The organism is Novosphingobium kunmingense, assembly GCF_002813245.1.
Classification (GTDB): Bacteria; Pseudomonadota; Alphaproteobacteria; order Sphingomonadales; family Sphingomonadaceae; genus Novosphingobium; species Novosphingobium kunmingense.
In genome coordinates, this window is the sequence record NZ_PHUF01000002.1 from 194,963 (window position 1) to 209,267 (window position 14,305).

16 protein-coding genes are annotated in these 14,305 nt (G+C 66.3%); 8 read left to right on the forward strand and 8 right to left on the reverse strand.

The window, feature by feature from the left end:
- The first annotated feature begins 87 nt into the window (after positions 1 to 87).
- Complete coding sequence (locus tag B0I00_RS00925) at positions 88 to 723, forward strand: DUF937 domain-containing protein (protein WP_157812443.1); 636 nt, start codon at positions 88 to 90, stop codon at positions 721 to 723.
- Positions 720 to 917 (forward strand): hypothetical protein, encoded by a 198-nt coding sequence (locus tag B0I00_RS00930; RefSeq protein ID WP_100865495.1) that lies wholly within the window; start codon positions 720 to 722, stop codon positions 915 to 917. The genes B0I00_RS00925 and B0I00_RS00930 overlap by 4 nt, the downstream gene beginning before the upstream one ends.
- Positions 918 to 920: 3 nt before the next feature.
- Here B0I00_RS00930 and B0I00_RS00935 read toward each other — a convergent pair whose 3' ends face one another.
- Complete coding sequence (locus B0I00_RS00935) at positions 921 to 1,577, reverse strand: alpha/beta hydrolase (RefSeq protein WP_100865496.1); 657 nt, start codon at positions 1,575 to 1,577, stop codon at positions 921 to 923.
- Positions 1,578 to 1,712: 135 nt separating this feature from the next.
- On the opposite strand from B0I00_RS00935, the gene B0I00_RS00940 reads away from it, so the two are divergent.
- The 3 genes from B0I00_RS00940 to parC all read left to right on the forward strand — a co-directional run bounded on the left by B0I00_RS00940 (position 1,713) and on the right by parC (position 5,506).
- Positions 1,713 to 2,816: a cysteine desulfurase family protein gene (locus B0I00_RS00940; protein WP_100865497.1), complete on the forward strand. Its 1,104-nt coding sequence runs from the start codon at positions 1,713 to 1,715 to the stop codon at positions 2,814 to 2,816.
- Positions 2,816 to 3,148, forward strand: a complete 333-nt coding sequence (locus B0I00_RS00945) for a 2Fe-2S iron-sulfur cluster-binding protein (protein WP_100865498.1) — start codon at positions 2,816 to 2,818, stop codon at positions 3,146 to 3,148. The genes B0I00_RS00940 and B0I00_RS00945 overlap by 1 nt, the downstream gene beginning before the upstream one ends.
- Positions 3,149 to 3,220: 72 nt before the next feature.
- Positions 3,221 to 5,506, forward strand: a complete 2,286-nt coding sequence (gene parC / locus B0I00_RS00950; RefSeq protein WP_100865499.1) for a DNA topoisomerase IV subunit A — start codon at positions 3,221 to 3,223, stop codon at positions 5,504 to 5,506.
- Positions 5,507 to 5,973: 467 nt separating this feature from the next.
- Here the strand turns inward: parC and B0I00_RS00955 are convergent, their stop codons facing one another.
- The 7 genes from B0I00_RS00955 to B0I00_RS00985 form a co-directional block, all read right to left on the reverse strand.
- Positions 5,974 to 6,369, reverse strand: a complete 396-nt coding sequence (locus B0I00_RS00955; RefSeq protein WP_100865500.1) for a hypothetical protein — start codon at positions 6,367 to 6,369, stop codon at positions 5,974 to 5,976.
- Positions 6,370 to 6,514: 145 nt separating this feature from the next.
- Complete coding sequence (locus B0I00_RS00960) at positions 6,515 to 7,171, reverse strand: retropepsin-like aspartic protease family protein (protein ID WP_100865501.1); 657 nt, start codon at positions 7,169 to 7,171, stop codon at positions 6,515 to 6,517.
- Positions 7,172 to 7,204: 33 nt separating this feature from the next.
- The gene (locus B0I00_RS00965; protein WP_100865502.1) at positions 7,205 to 8,371 is read right to left on the reverse strand and encodes a CCA tRNA nucleotidyltransferase; all 1,167 of its coding nucleotides are present in this window, start codon (positions 8,369 to 8,371) and stop codon (positions 7,205 to 7,207) included.
- On the reverse strand, positions 8,365 to 8,949 hold the full coding sequence (locus B0I00_RS00970; RefSeq protein WP_100865503.1) for a CoA pyrophosphatase: 585 nt from the start codon (positions 8,947 to 8,949) through the stop codon (positions 8,365 to 8,367). Before B0I00_RS00970 ends, B0I00_RS00965 begins: the two co-directional genes overlap by 7 nt.
- Positions 8,946 to 9,485 carry a DUF1285 domain-containing protein gene (locus B0I00_RS00975; RefSeq protein ID WP_100865504.1) on the reverse strand — a complete coding sequence of 180 codons (540 nt, stop codon included), beginning with the start codon at positions 9,483 to 9,485 and terminating at the stop codon, positions 8,946 to 8,948. The genes B0I00_RS00970 and B0I00_RS00975 overlap by 4 nt, the downstream gene beginning before the upstream one ends.
- A 23-nt stretch (positions 9,486 to 9,508) precedes the next feature.
- Positions 9,509 to 10,027, reverse strand: a complete 519-nt coding sequence (locus tag B0I00_RS00980) for a GNAT family N-acetyltransferase (RefSeq protein WP_100865505.1) — start codon at positions 10,025 to 10,027, stop codon at positions 9,509 to 9,511.
- Between the two features lie 35 nt (positions 10,028 to 10,062).
- The gene (locus B0I00_RS00985; RefSeq protein WP_100865506.1) at positions 10,063 to 11,196 is read right to left on the reverse strand and encodes a PQQ-dependent sugar dehydrogenase; all 1,134 of its coding nucleotides are present in this window, start codon (positions 11,194 to 11,196) and stop codon (positions 10,063 to 10,065) included.
- On the opposite strand from B0I00_RS00985, the gene B0I00_RS00990 reads away from it, so the two are divergent.
- The 3 genes from B0I00_RS00990 to folP all read left to right on the forward strand — a co-directional run bounded on the left by B0I00_RS00990 (position 11,195) and on the right by folP (position 14,282).
- Positions 11,195 to 11,830: a ribonuclease HII gene (locus tag B0I00_RS00990; RefSeq protein WP_100865507.1), complete on the forward strand. Its 636-nt coding sequence runs from the start codon at positions 11,195 to 11,197 to the stop codon at positions 11,828 to 11,830. The two genes, B0I00_RS00985 and B0I00_RS00990, sit on opposite strands and share 2 nt — an antisense overlap.
- Before the next feature lie 223 nt (positions 11,831 to 12,053).
- Positions 12,054 to 13,187: a site-specific DNA-methyltransferase gene (locus tag B0I00_RS00995; protein WP_100866417.1), complete on the forward strand. Its 1,134-nt coding sequence runs from the start codon at positions 12,054 to 12,056 to the stop codon at positions 13,185 to 13,187.
- A 3-nt stretch (positions 13,188 to 13,190) separates the two neighbouring features.
- Positions 13,191 to 14,282 carry a dihydropteroate synthase gene (folP, locus tag B0I00_RS01000; protein WP_100865508.1) on the forward strand — a complete coding sequence of 364 codons (1,092 nt, stop codon included), beginning with the start codon at positions 13,191 to 13,193 and terminating at the stop codon, positions 14,280 to 14,282.
- The last annotated feature ends 23 nt before the right edge of the window (positions 14,283 to 14,305 follow it).

Sequence of the window (14,305 nt, forward strand, 5' to 3'; positions counted from 1 at the left end):
CTTTTTGATATTGGCCCTGCGCGCAATTGCCGTGTAGCCTGAAGCATAATGGGACGAAACCGGGTCGCGCGGTGGAGAGCCCGGGAAATGGCCGGACGTTACATGATGGAAATGCTGCGGAGAAGCGGCGGGCTGGAAGCTGTCTCCAGGGAGCTTGGCGTATCGCCAAGTGTTGCGGCTGCCGGGTCGGACGCGCTGCTGCCTGCGCTCGTCGGTGGTTTTCGCAACCACGCGGGAAAGGCTGGCGGCGGCGCGGAGGGCGTAGGCCAGCTGATCGATGCGCTGGACGACCTGGGCGGGGGAGGCCTTGCGTCCAACGTTCTGGGCCCCGATTCAACAGATATCGCGCGCGGCAACAGCGTTCTTGCGGCGATATTTGGCAACAAGGACGTCAGCGCGGCGGTTGCCGCCCACGCATCGGAAAGAAGCGGGGTTGATACCGATACGCTGAAAAGAATGCTGCCGATACTGGCCATGCTGATCGGCGGCTACCTTTCGGCCCGCGCGCAGACCTCCGCATCCGAAGGAAGTGGCATTCTGGACAATCTCGGTACGCTGCTCGGCGATTTCCTGACCGACAAGGGAGGGAGCGCGCCCAGCCGAGCGGCAGCGGCAGCGGCAAGGCCGTCCGTCGCAGCGATCCTCGACGACGAAGGCGACCGCAGCGTTCTCAATGCAATTCTGGCCGACCTCGGATCTTTGCGAAATCAGGACGGCCAGTGAGCGACACGATCCTGTCCGTCCTCGTTCTGGCCGCTATCGCCATGGTGATCGGAGCCATAGCCTGGTGGCGGCGCGGGATGCGCAAGCAGGCTGCGCTCATGCTTGTTCTAGCGGCCGTGATGGTCGCCAATGTCGCGATCTGGCTGGCGCCGGTGGACGGTGCTCATGCACCGGCCAGCGGCGCGCTCAGGTAGGAATCAGCGGATCGGACAATCCGGCGCTAGCCGGAAATCGAGGTAGTTGTCGACCGAACGCATCAGGTCGTCCATTTCGGTTTCAAAGAAATGGTTTGCGCGCGGGATTTCCTCGTGATGGATCGTGATGTGCTTTTGCGTGCGCAGCTTGTCGACCAGCTTCTGCACCGCGTTGGGCGTCACCACCGTGTCGGCCGCGCCCTGGATGATGATGCCCGAGGCGGGGCAGGGCGCGAGGAAGCTGAAATCGTACATGTTCGCCGGCGGCGCGACCGAGATGAAGCCGCGGATTTCCGGGCGGCGCATCAGCAACTGCATGCCGATCAGCGCGCCGAACGAATAGCCGGCGATCCAGGTGGTGCTGGCTTCGGGGTGGATCGACTGGACCCAGTCGAGCGCCGCCGCAGCATCGCTCAGTTCGCCGATGCCATTGTCGAAGCTGCCCTGGCTGCGGCCCACGCCGCGAAAGTTGAAGCGCAACGTGGCAAACCCGCGTGCGGCGAAATCCTTGTACATCGCCTGGGTGATGCGGTCGTTCATCGTGCCGCCGGCCTGGGGATGCGGATGCAGGATCATCGCAACCGGTGCGCGGGGGCGCGTGGCAGGCTGGAAACGGCCTTCGAGGCGGCCTTCGGGACCGGGGAAAATGACGGCTGGCATATGTCGCGCACCTGTTTCTGGGCTAGCCCCCGTCCGCGGCGTCCGTGAAAATCGGCTTGCCGGCCCGGATGGGGCTATCTTGAAGAAGAGTGCGCTATATAGAAACGAAGCCCTGAAAAGCAACGACAAGCGACCATGCCCGCCGAATTCATCTACCTAGACCACCAGGCAACGACGCCTCTGGCGCCCGAAGCGCGCGCGGCAATGCTGCCGTGGCTGGCTGGGCCGGAAAGCATGGGCTTTGCCAATCCGCACTCGATGCACAAGGCGGGAAGGGCCGCCGCCGCCGCAGTCGAGGTCGCGCGCGAACAGGTCGCCGCGCTGCTGCCCAGGGGCGGCCGGGTGATCTTCACCAGCGGCGCGACGGAGGCGCTGAACCAGGCGATCCGCACCGTCGTGCGCCCAACTGATCGGCCCGGCATCGCGCGGTCGGCGATCGAACATTCTGCCGTGGTCAATCCGGCACTGGCGACCGGCGCGCCGGTCCAGGAACTGCCCGTCGGTCCCGACGGGCTGGTCGATCCCGAGGTCGAGTTTGCGCAAGGCACCGGGCTGGTCGCGGTCATGCAGGTCAACAACGAGATCGGCACGATCCAGCCGGTCAACCGCCTGGCCGATCGCGCGCACGAGGCCGGCGCGCTGTTCCTGTGCGACGCGGTGCAGGGCGCGGGCAAGATTGCCCCACCCGAAGGCGCCGACCTCATCGCGATTACCGCGCACAAGCTTTACGGGCCCAAGGGCATCGGCGCGCTGTGGGTGCGCGACGGAGTCAAGGTCGGCGCGCTGATCGAAGGCGGAGGGCAGGAGAGCGGGCTGCGCTCGGGCACGCTCAGCCCAGCGCTTTGCGCTGGCTTCGGCGCGGCAGCGCGGCTCGCGGCCGAGCGGATCGACGCCGATTTTCAGCACCTGTCGGGCCTTTCGTCGTTGGCCCGTTCGATCCTGGCGCGCTGGACCCTCAATGGCAGCGACAGCGCCCGCTGGCCGGGCAATCTCAACCTGCGGCTCGAAGGCCTCAACTTTCCGCGCCTGCTGATGGACTGCCGGCATATTGCCTTTTCGGCCGGTTCGGCTTGCGGAAGCGGCACGGGTGCGCCAAGCCGGGTGCTGACCGCTATCGGGCTGGAAGCGGGCGAGGCGCGCAACTCGATCCGGCTCGGCTTCGGGCGCTACACGACGCGGGACGAAGTTGCAGCGGCGTGTGCGTCGCTGGAAGCTGCCGCACAGGCACAGGGGGCGTGATGATCAGGATCGTGTTTGTGACGCCGCAGGGAAAGAAGATCGAAGCGACCGGCGAGGTCGGCGATCTCCTGCTCAAGGTCGGGCAGGCGGCAGGCCTGCCGCTCGAAGGCACCTGCGAGGGGCAGATGGCCTGTTCGACCTGCCATGTCGTCATCGCGCCGGAGTGGTTCGACAGATTGCCGCGCTCCAGCGACGATGAGGAGGACATGCTCGACCTTGCCGCTGGGGTCACCCGCACCAGCCGCCTGTCCTGCCAGATCGAACTGACCGAAGACCTCGACGGCCTAGAGGTGCGAGTGCCCGGCGAAAGCCACGACATGCAGCGCCGCTAAAGGCAACCAGCGGCGGAAAACCCTGTCCGGGCTGTGGCGGCCCCTTCGCCGCGTTGCTAGGGCACAGTCGCGATGAGTACCGATCTGACCGAGCCCGATCCTTTTGACGCCATCGTCGACGCGCCGTTCGATTCCGCGCTGTCGCAACGTTACCTAGTCTATGCCCTGTCGACGATCACCGCGCGCTCGTTGCCCGACTTGCGCGACGGGTTGAAGCCGGTGCATCGTCGCCTCCTGTGGGCGATGCGGCAGTTGAAGCTCAATCCCAACGATGCGTTCAAGAAATCGGCCCGCGTGGTCGGCGACGTCATCGGCAAGTATCACCCGCACGGCGATGCCTCGGTCTATGACGCGATGGTGCGCCTCGCCCAGGATTTCAGCCTCCGCTATCCGCTGGTCGAAGGGCAGGGCAACTTCGGCAACATCGACGGCGATAACGCCGCCGCCTACCGCTACACCGAAGCGCGGCTGACCAAGACCGCGATCCAGCTGATGGCCGGGCTGGACGAGGGCACGGTCAACTTCATCCCGACCTACAACGGCGAGGAGGAAGAGCCAGAGATCTTCCCCGGCCTGTTCCCCAATCTTCTCGCCAACGGCGCCACCGGCATCGCGGTGGGCATGGCGACCAGCGTGCCCAGCCACAACGTGGCCGAGATCATCGACGCCACGCTGCTGCTGATCGACAACCCGCATGTCGAGCACGCGCAGTTGATGGAGGTGTTCAAGGGGCCGGACTTTGCCACCGGCGGGGTCGTGGTCGACAGCGCCGAGGCCATCTCGCGCGCCTACGAGAGCGGCAGGGGCGCCTTCCGCGTCCGTGGCCGCTTCTCGACCGGGCGGGGCGACGACGGTTCGTGGGAGGGGAGGGGGATCGAGAAGCTCGGCGGCGGGCAATGGCAGCTCGTGATCAGCGAAATCCCCTACATGCTGCCCAAGGGCAAGCTGATCGAACAGGTCGCCCAGGCAATCGCCGACAAGAAGCTGCCGATCCTCGAGGACGTCCGTGACGAAAGCGACGAGCAGGTGCGGCTGGTCTTCGTGCCGAAGAGCCGCAACGTCGATCCCGAGCTGCTCAAGGAATCGCTGTTCAAGCTGACCGATCTGGAAACGCGGTTCAGCCTTAATCTCAACGTGCTCGATGCCACGCGCACGCCGGGCGTGCTCGGCCTCAAGCTGCTGCTGCAGGAATGGGTGATCGCGCAGATCGACATCCTGCTGCGCCGCAGCCAGCACCGTCTGGACAAGATCGCCGCGCGGCTCGAGCTGCTCGAAGGCTACATCATCGCCTATCTGAATCTCGACCGGATCATCGAGATCATCCGGACCGAGGACGAGCCCAAGGTGCTGATGATGGCGGAATTCCAGCTGAACGACCGCCAGGCCGAAGCGATCCTCAACATGCGGCTGCGCAGTCTGCGGCGGCTCGAGGAAATGGAGCTGCGGCGCGAGCGCGACGAGCTGCTGGCCGAACAGGAAGAACTGCAAAAGCTGCTCGACAGCCCGGCCCGCCAGCGCACCCGGCTGAAGCGCGACCTCAATGCGCTGCGCAGGGACTATGCCGAAGACACCGTGCTCGGCCGCCGCCGCACAACGATCGCCGAAGCCGCGCCGACAGTCGAATTCAGCATGGACGCCATGATCGAAAAGGCGCCGGTCACGGTGATCCTCTCTGCCAAGGGCTGGATCCGGGGCGCCAGCGGGCACGAGCCCGAAGGCAAGGAGTTCAAGTTCAAGGAGGGCGACGGCCCCGCCTTTGCCGTCCATGCCCAGACCACCGACAAGCTGCTGATCGCCTGCGACAACGGGCGGTTCTACACGCTGGGCTGCGACAAGCTGCCCTCGGCGCGCGGCTTTGGCGAACCGATCCGCACCATGGTCGATATCGATGCCGGGGCAGAGATCGTCGGCGTGCTGGTCTACAGGCCGAAGGTACAGCTGCTTCTGGCCAGCAACCAGGGCCGGGGCTTCGCGGCCGAGGCGGACGAACTGCTTGCCGAAACCCGCAAGGGACGCGGCGTGATGACCACCAAGCCGGGGGTCAAGCTGGCCGTCGTGCGTGAAATCCCGCCCGAGCACGATCACGTTGCAGTGGTGGGTGACAACCGCAAGCTGGTGCTGTTCAGCCTGGAAGAGCTGCCCGTTCTCGCCAAGGGGCAGGGCGTGACCCTGCAGCGTTACCGCGACGGCGGCATGGCCGATGCGACGACGCTCAAGCTGGATGAGGGGCTGAGCTGGAAAATGGGCGGCGATACCGGCCGCACCCGAACCGAAAGCGACATGCGGCTGTGGAAGGTGGCGCGCGGGGCCGCCGGACGTCTTCCGCCCAACGGCTTCCCGCGCGACAACAGGTTTTAGGGCTTTGCGGTCAGTTTTTCGACAAGGTCACGCGGTGGTTCGATGCCCTTCGCGAGGTGATCGGAAATCTCTGTTTGTGATGTGATGAAACTTAGCCGGAAAATTATCAGGCAATGGTAGAGCCCGAACAGCGCAATGCCAGCCAAGCCAATCGCTGTTGCCGGACGCCTTGAAAGGCTATCGGCGCCCCACGCGACTAGCAACATACAGCCCACTGGGAGGGGATACAGCTTAAACGGGGGCGCTTGAGGGCTAGCACGCAAAAGCCCCTTGTCTGCCCATGCCAAATCAATCCAACGGTTAATACCTCTGAGCATGGGCATGGATTATCGACACCCGACCATTTGATAAATTACAAACGGTGGGATGGTAATGGAATTCTGCCGTACCCGATGAAAGGAGTGCTGCGCGCGGGGCCGCGGGACGTCTTCCGCCCAACGGCTTCCCGCGCGACAACAGGTTCTAGGTCAGTTCTGGGCGGTGGCGGCCTTGGTGCCGGCACCTGCGCGGGCATCTGCCAGCTGCTTTGCCGTTACCTTGAGCGCGACCCCGCCAGCAGCGCCAGCGGTGAACAGGTCCTTCTTGAGGGCAAAGGTGGTGCCGTTGTCGTCGACGATCACGTTGCCGCTGGCGTCGAGCGCCTTGACCGTGCCGACGCTGGTGCCGTCCGCGCTCTTGACCTCGCTGCCGACCGCGAGGTCGACGCTGGCCGCGGCGGCGGGCGTGGCAGGCGTGGCAGGTGTGGCCGCCGTGGCAGTGGCCGCGCCCGCGACCTCGGCTCCGGCCTGCTGCGCGCTGGCGGGAATGGCGCCAAGGCCAAGGGCAGCAAGGGTCGCAGCCGCGAAGGTGTTGATTTTACGCATGGGGATCAGTCCTTTGTTTCGCCCCCCTGTCTGCTTTGGGGCTAGCGGGCACAGAGCAAAGGCGGCAACCGCCAAACGGTCGGATCGGGCCATAGAAGGGACCGGTGGAAAGGCGCCTGCACGGTCCTGCGGCGGGCCGAGAGCGTCAGTCGACGGGCGGTTGCGGGTTCTTCGGCACCAGAATCAGTGTCCGCCCTTCGACCCGCCAGCTTGCCAGACGGGACAGCAGGTTCATGCCGATCACGTTGGTCTGGCCGAGCGCGGGGGCGATCACCGTATCGAGGTTGCGCGCCGCGACGTTGCCGAAGCGCAGTTCGTCGATCGAAGCCATTTTCGCGGGCGTCGCCCCGTTGGCTGTCTGCAACATGACCGAACGGCCAAGCGCAGTCGGCGCGATTCCCGCCGCATCGGCCGTAGCTGGCGAAATCGCAGTGAGAGTCGCGCCGGTATCGACGAGAAAGCGCCGATCGACCCCGTTGATCGTCGCCCGGACCCAGAAATGCCCGTCGGGCGCAAGTGGAATGCGCGTTTCCCCGCCGACGATGCGCTGCTCTTCGAGCCCCGCGATGGCGAGCGAGATGTCGCTGTTGGTGGTCAGCCGCGCCGCCTGCGCGATGGTAAGCAGAAGAACACCGACCAGCGCCAGGTTGCCTATACCGCGCAGCGACTTGCCCAGCCACGGCACCGCGCGCATCAGCATGGAGCCGAGCACGGACACGAAGATCGCCAGCAGCGCGATCAGCAGCAATGGTTGCTGCAACAGGAACTGGAGCAGTTCGGGCAGGTTCATGGATTGGGCCATAGCATGACGCGTCTTTCGCTGCGATGACCGGGCCTAGCCGCCAAGTTCTTCGTCCAGCATCTGCGCCACGCGCTTTGCGTCGGGAAAGCCTTCGGCGATCCAGCGCGCCTCGACCGCCTGAAGAGTGCGCGCCACCTGTGGCCCTGCCTTGACCCCGCGCGCGACGATCTCGCCACCCTTCAGTGGGAAGACCGGGATCGTCCAATCGTCCAGCGCGGCAATGTCTTCGTCAGCCAGCAGCAGCCGGTCGAGCGCCGCGTTGCGGCCCAGCCTGTAGGCCAGGGCGCGGGCGTCGGGTTCGCTGCCGTTGCGCGCCGCGGCGAGCGCCAGCCGCTTCTTCTGCGCGCCGGACAGGCGGAACCGGCTGGCGACGCTTTCGGCCAGGTGTGGGTCGGCAGGCAGTATCGAGGCGAGCCGGCGCAATGGATCGGGGGCAACGCCTTGGCGGCGTTCCTCTGCGATCAGGCGGGCGAGGGCCGGCGCATCGGCTTCGGGCAGGACCACAGGCAACACGCCCAGTTCGGCCATGCGGGCAACGGTCGGCGCCGGGTCGGCAAGGCCCAGCAGGTTCATCATTTCCATGCCGACCCGCTCGCGAGAGAGGCCCTTCAACGTGGCGGCAAGTTCGGCGCAAGCCTGCTCTGCCGCAGGGTCGGCGGGCTGCGAGCCGAACCGCGCCTGGAACCGGAAATAGCGCAGGATGCGAAGGTGATCTTCGCGGATGCGTTGGCGAGGGTCGCCGATGAAGCGCAGTCGCCGCGCCGCAAGATCGTCCCGCCCGCCGAAATAGTCATAGATCGCGCCGCTCTGCGGATCGGCATAGAGCGCGTTGATGGTGAAATCGCGCCGCGCGGCATCGTCCTGCCACTCGGTCGCGAAGGATACGGTGGCGCGGCGGCCATCGGTGCTGACGTCGTGGCGCAGCGTCGTGATTTCGACGGGGCCTTGCGGGAGGACGGCGGTGATCGTGCCGTGCTCGATCCCCGTCGGCACCGGCAGGAAGCCCGCCTCGCGCACCCTGGTCATCACGGTCCTGGGGTCAAGCGGCGTGGCAAGGTCGATGTCCTTTACCGGCAGGCTCAGCAGCGTATCGCGTACCGCGCCGCCGACATAGCGCGCATTGTCCGCACCCAGCGCGGCGACCAGCGCGGCCAGATCGTCCCGCGTGGTCCAGTCGGCGGGGGGAAGGCGCTCTACCACGCGATCCTCGTCGACAGGTTGGCGATGATCGCCGCGGTCACGCCCCAGATCCGATGTTCGTGCCACATGATCTCGATATAGAACCGTTCGATCCCCTGCCAGTGCACCGATTGGCGCACGTGGTTGGCGGGATCGAAGACGAAATCGACCGGCGCCTCGAACCATTTGGCCACTTCGGTGGGGTTTGGACGCAGCTCGAGGTCGGGCGGCACGACGGCGATGACCGGAGTCACCGCATAGCCGGTGCCGGTGCGATAGACGTCGCTTTCCCCGATTACCGTGACCTGCGCCGGGTCGATGCCCAGTTCCTCGTTCGCCTCGCGCAGCGCGGCTTCGATTGCGGTCTCGCCGGGATCGATCTTGCCGCCGGGAAAGGCCACCTGGCCCGGATGCGCGCGCATGGTCGAGGGTCGGTGGATCATCAGGAAGCCGGGCCGCTCGCTCTCGGTCACTGCGGCGAGGACGGCTGCAGGGCGCAGGCTGTCGGGGAGGTCGCGGTGGTCCTGCTGCAGCGCCTCGACGGGGCCGGCGTGACCCTCGGCATGGAGTTGGCGCAACCGCTCGACCAGATGGCTCATCGTGGCACCAGGGAAAAGGCCAGGCCAAGGCTTGTTACCGCAAGTTCGGCGTCGGCCAGATCGACAAGTTGCAACCACGTGCTGCGGTTGAGCCGCGCTTCGGTGCCGTGGCGCACGGCGAGATAGACTGCCGGGAGGTCGGCATCACCGCGCACCACGAGCGGGTGATCGGGGCCCGCGATCACGGTGTCGTCGGTGTTAAGCCGGAACACGAGTGCGCCGTCTTTTCGCGTTACGTCGGTGGCGATGAAGGCTGCATCCTCGACCGCGATGGATTGCTTATCGGCAGGGGTGACCAGCCAGTGCTGCCCGTCCGCGTCGCGGCGCAGCAGGCTGGCAAAGGCCCGGACCATCGCCGGACGGCGGATTTCGCCACCATCGTGGAACCAGCGTCCGTCGGACTTGATCACCATCAGGCTATCGGTGCTGGACTGCGGCTCCCATTGGTCAACCGGGGGGAGCTTGCGCGCGGCTACCAGCTCGGCAACCTCGGCCAGCGACAGTCCGGCAATGTCAGGGGGTGGCAGGTAAGGCATCGCTCATCCGATGCCAGATCGGCCTAGCCGCGCCAAGGCCCCAGCACGCCTTCGCGGGGCAGTACTGCAGGATTGTCGGTGCGGGCGAGGAGGCGATGCTGCTCGAACGGGCCGGGCAGGTTCCATCCGCCGGTGTGGGTGTTGGCGAAGCCCCAGAAGCGGCCGTAGTATTCGGGATCGCCGATCATCACCTGCGGCAGCGGCGCCTGCGGCGACAGGGCGGCAAGGCTGGCGGTCATCAGCGCCTGGCCGATCCCGGCGCCCTGGTGTTCGGGCAGGACCGCAACAGGGCCGATCATGATCATCGGATGCCGGCGACCGGCGGAATCGGTCAGCGCCACCGGCCAGCACTGGATCGTGCCGACCAGATGCTCCTCCGCATCGATTGCGGCAAAGCTGAGGCCGGGCAGCCAGTCGGCCCCCTCGCGCACCTTGTAGGCGGTGCGTTTGTGCCGTTCGGGCTCGAACGCGCGGTCGAGCAGCGCTTCGACCAGCGCAGGATCGACGTTGTCGAGCGGGATCAGGGTCAGGGCCTCGGTCATCGAGGCGCGCCGATAGGGGCTGGGGGCAGGCCTGTCTACTTCTTCGAAAGGCGCACCAGCCTCCCGCCCGCCTTGTCCTCGAGCAGCAGCAGCGATCCGTCCGGCGCTTCGACGATCTCGCGGATCCGCTTGCCCATCGGGTAGCGCGCCTGTTCCGTGCCCTTCGTTCCCGAAAGCGACACACGCACCAGGCCTTCATAGCCCATGCCGGCAATCAGCGCCTGGCCCTTCCATGCGGGCCACATCTTGCCCGAATAGAACAGGAAATCGCCAGGCGCGATCACCGGGTTCCAGCTGATCGCCGGGGCAGCCAGATCAGGCCGCGTGCTGTTCCTGGGGATAGCGCGTCCATCGTAATGATCTCCGTCCGACACCAGGGGCCAGCCATAGTTTTGGCCCTGCTCGACAAGGTTGAGTTCGTCGCCACCGGCAGGCCCGTGTTCGAGATCCCACAGCCGGCCCGATGCGTCGAATGTGAGGCCAAGGATGTTGCGGTGTCCCAGCGAATAGCGTTCCGCCGGTCCCGTGGGGTTGCCCTGCGCGTCGATCGGCAGGCGGATCACCTTGCCAAGGTCGCTCGCCGGGTCCTGCGCGGGGGTCATCTTCTGCCGGTCGCCCGAGGCGACGAACAGGAACTTGCCATCGGGCGAAAGGACGATGCGGTGCGAATAGTGACCGCGCCCGGTGACCTTGGGCTGCTGGCGCCAGATCACGCTCAGGCCCTCGATCCGGCAGGCATCGGCCGGGTTGCAAACCAGCGTGCCGCGTCCCAGCGCTGCGCCGCGCGTATCGCTGCCGCCTGCTTCGGCCCAGGTCAGGAAGATCGTGCGGCGGGCAAGATTTGCGGCAGATTCGGATGGCAGGAACGCGATGTCGCCAAGCCCGCCCTGGCCGCCGTAATCGACGGTCGGCGCGCCGGTGACAGAGCCCTGCCGTTTGCTGGCCACTTCGAAGTATCGGATCGCGCCCGATTTCTCTGTCACGAACAGCGTCTGCGTGCCCGGCGCGACGGCCGCGGCCCAAGGCTCGTTGAAGGTAGCCAGTTCTTCACGCGCGAAGGCCTCGGCCGCTTCGGATGCGGCCCCGGGGCTATCCCCGGCAGTCGTCGCGCCGCAGCTTGCGAGGAGGAGGGGAAGGGGCGATAGGGAAAGAACGATCTTTGCAAACATGGCTGTCATCATTCCCCACTCGAGCCCTAGTGACAAGGTTGCTTCCCCTTCGGTCACCATCGGTGTGGACGAAGCCGGGCGCGGACCGCTGGCCGGGCCCGTCGTCGCCGCCGCTGTCGTGCTGTGCAAGCCGCGCCCTGCCGGGCTCGACGATTCCAAAAGGCTGAAGCCCGCCCGGCGCGCAGAACTGGAAGCGGCGATCAAGCGCCGCTGCCGCTGGGCCGTCGGGGTGGTCGAGGTCGAGGATATCGACCGTCTCAACATCTTCGGCGCGACCATGCTGGCAATGACCCTGGCGGTGCGGGCGCTGTGCGAGCAGATCAGCGAGGAGGTGGGCGAAGTGCTGATCGACGGCAACCTCACCCCGCAGGGCCGCCGCCCGGAATGGTGCTGGCCTGCCCGGCCCATCGTCGGCGGCGATGCGATCGAGCCGTGCATCTCGGCCGCCTCGATCATCGCCAAGGAACACCGCGACCGGCTGATGCGCGATTACGCCGCCCAGCATCCGCACTACGGCTGGGACCGCAACGCCGGATACGGGACGCCCGAACATCTAGAGGCCCTGCGCACCCATGGGCCGAGCCCCCTGCATCGGCGCAGCTTTGCCCCCGTCGCGCAGATGGCATTGTTCTGACGCGAGAAAAATCCGGTCGGCGAGTCTTTGCGGCCACACCCACCAGATGTTGAGTCCGACTTCGCCTGGCAGACTCAACATGCTGTGCCGGACTCGTTCCGTTCTCGCCCTCTTAACGGTTGGCTAACCATCGCATGTCAGGATTCCTGCGGAGTCGCGGCTTGACGCGACCCTGTGGATAACTCACCCTGTGCTTTCGGTAAGGGGGCTGAACGACAAGATCATGGGTCAGGTACTGGTCAGGGACAAGGCGCGTGCGCGCGCCGCGAAGGCGGTTGTGCGCGGCGATCTGCCGCTGGGCCGCATCCTCGATGGCGACTGCGTGGAAGCGATGCGCTCGCTGCCCGGTGCCAGCGTAGACATGATCTTCGCTGATCCACCCTACAATCTGCAACTGGGCGGAGATCTGAGCCGCCCGGATGGCAGCCACGTCGATGCGGTGACCGATCATTGGGACCAGTTCGACAGCTTTGCCGCCTATGACAAGTTCAGCCGCGAATGGCTGACAGAGGCGCGCCGGGTGCTCAAACCCAATGGATCGCTGTGGGTGATCGGGAGCTACCACAACATCTATCGCCTGGGCGCGATGTTGCAGGACATGGGGTTCTGGATCCTCAACGACATCGTCTGGCGCAAGTCCAACCCCATGCCCAATTTCAAGGGCACCCGCTTCACCAATGCGCACGAGACGCTGCTGTGGTGCTCGATGGGCGAAAAGGCCAAGTACACTTTCAACTACCGCGCGATGAAGACGCTGAACGACGAACTGCAGATGCGCAGTGACTGGGTCCTGCCGATCTGCGGCGGGCAGGAACGCCTCAAGAAAGGGGGGCACAAGGTCCACCCCACACAGAAGCCCGAGGCGCTGCTCTACCGGGTCATGCTGGCAACGACCAACAAGGGCGATGTCGTGCTTGACCCGTTCTTCGGCACCGGCACCACCGGGGCCGTCGCCAAGCGCCTCGGCCGTGAATGGATCGGCTGCGAGCGTGAGGGACTGTACCGCGAAGCCGCGCTGGAACGCATCGAACTGGCCCTGCCGCTGGACGAAAGCGCCGTCACCACGATGCAGAGCCCCAAGGCTGCGCCGCGCGTCGCATTTGGCAGTCTGGTCGAAACCGGCTGGATTGCACCGGGCACTTTGCTGACTGACAAGAAGGGCAAGCTCAAGGCCACCGTGCGCGCCGATGGGTCGCTGATTTCAGGAACGGACACCGCGTCGATCCACGGCATGGGCGCGAAACTGCAAGGTGCGCCCAGCTGCAACGGCTGGTCGTTCTGGCACGTCGAGCACGAAGGGCAGACGAAGCCGATCGACGTGCTGCGCCAGCTCTATCTGCTCGCAACCGAGGACTGACCGATTCCGCACTACCTTCGTCCGATCGCCCTTGCCGATTCGCCGCAAAGCGAGGAGGGCGAGGCACTGCGCCTGGCGGGCGGACTGGTCTATGCCAGCCGCTTTGCCCTGATCGAGCGGGCGGGCGGCAGGGTCACGGCACGGGAGCGCTATTCGCTGCCCGAGTTGCGGGCCGCGCTGCCGGACCTGCCCGAGGCGGTGCGCGACCAGTTCGACAACCTTCAGCGTGTGCACGCGCCGCTGCAATGCGGCGCGCGCACGATTCGGCTCGACCAGCCGCAGGTCATGGGCATTCTCAACGTCACTCCTGACAGCTTTTCGGACGGCGGGCATTTCATGGACCGGCCCGAAGTCGCGAACGAACACGCCGCCGCCATGCTCGAAGCCGGCGCGGCGCTGATCGACGTCGGCGGGGAAAGCACCCGCCCCGGCGCGGCGGCGGTGTGGGAAGGCGACGAATTGAAACGCGTCATTCCGGCGGTCGAAAGGCTGGCGGCATCGGGCGCGGCAATCAGCATCGACACGCGGCGCCCGGCGGTGATGGAAGCCGCGCTAGCGGCCGGCGCGCACATCATAAACGACGTTTCAGCCCTGCGCCACGATCCGCGCAGCCTGGCCTTTGCCGCCGGCACCGGCGCGCCGGTGGTGCTGATGCACGCGCCCGGCGAGGGCGAGGACCTTCACGACGGCGCGGTCTATGCCGACGTCGTGCTCGACGTGTTCGACTGGCTGGCCGCAAGGCGCGATGCGGCCCTGGCGGCCGGCATCGCACGCGACCGGATCGTCCTGGATCCTGGTATCGGTTTCGGCAAGTCGGTGGCCGAGAACCTGGCCCTGATCAACGCCCTGCCGCTGTTCCACGCGCTGGGCCAGCCGCTGCTGCTGGGTGCCAGCCGCAAGCGCATGGTCGGGGCGCTGTCGAACGAGGCGCCCGCACACCAGCGTCTGGGCGGCAGTCTTGCCCTGGCCGTCAAGGGCATGGACGCGGGCGTGCAGTTGCTGCGCGTCCATGACGTTCCCGAAACGGTCCAGGCGGCGCGGGTCTGGCGCGGGTTGCGCGATGCGGCGCTGACCGATTTCAGCCAGCTTGCCTGACGCCCGTTGCTGCTGACCCGCCC

Coding starts and splice junctions, on each gene's coding strand:
- parC (WP_100865499.1), top strand. CDS start 3,221: ATGAGTACCGATCTGACCGAGCCCGATCCTTTTGACGCCATCGTCGAC.
- B0I00_RS00995 (WP_100866417.1), top strand. CDS start 12,054: ATGGGTCAGGTACTGGTCAGGGACAAGGCGCGTGCGCGCGCCGCGAAG.
- B0I00_RS00960 (WP_100865501.1), bottom strand. CDS start 7,171: ATGGCCCAATCCATGAACCTGCCCGAACTGCTCCAGTTCCTGTTGCAG.
- B0I00_RS00985 (WP_100865506.1), bottom strand. CDS start 11,196: ATGTTTGCAAAGATCGTTCTTTCCCTATCGCCCCTTCCCCTCCTCCTC.
- B0I00_RS00945 (WP_100865498.1), top strand. CDS start 2,816: ATGATCAGGATCGTGTTTGTGACGCCGCAGGGAAAGAAGATCGAAGCG.
- B0I00_RS00955 (WP_100865500.1), bottom strand. CDS start 6,369: ATGCGTAAAATCAACACCTTCGCGGCTGCGACCCTTGCTGCCCTTGGC.
- B0I00_RS00990 (WP_100865507.1), top strand. CDS start 11,195: ATGGCTGTCATCATTCCCCACTCGAGCCCTAGTGACAAGGTTGCTTCC.
- B0I00_RS00970 (WP_100865503.1), bottom strand. CDS start 8,949: ATGAGCCATCTGGTCGAGCGGTTGCGCCAACTCCATGCCGAGGGTCAC.
- B0I00_RS00940 (WP_100865497.1), top strand. CDS start 1,713: ATGCCCGCCGAATTCATCTACCTAGACCACCAGGCAACGACGCCTCTG.
- B0I00_RS00975 (WP_100865504.1), bottom strand. CDS start 9,485: ATGCCTTACCTGCCACCCCCTGACATTGCCGGACTGTCGCTGGCCGAG.
- B0I00_RS00925 (WP_157812443.1), top strand. CDS start 88: ATGGCCGGACGTTACATGATGGAAATGCTGCGGAGAAGCGGCGGGCTG.
- B0I00_RS00980 (WP_100865505.1), bottom strand. CDS start 10,027: ATGACCGAGGCCCTGACCCTGATCCCGCTCGACAACGTCGATCCTGCG.
- B0I00_RS00935 (WP_100865496.1), bottom strand. CDS start 1,577: ATGCCAGCCGTCATTTTCCCCGGTCCCGAAGGCCGCCTCGAAGGCCGT.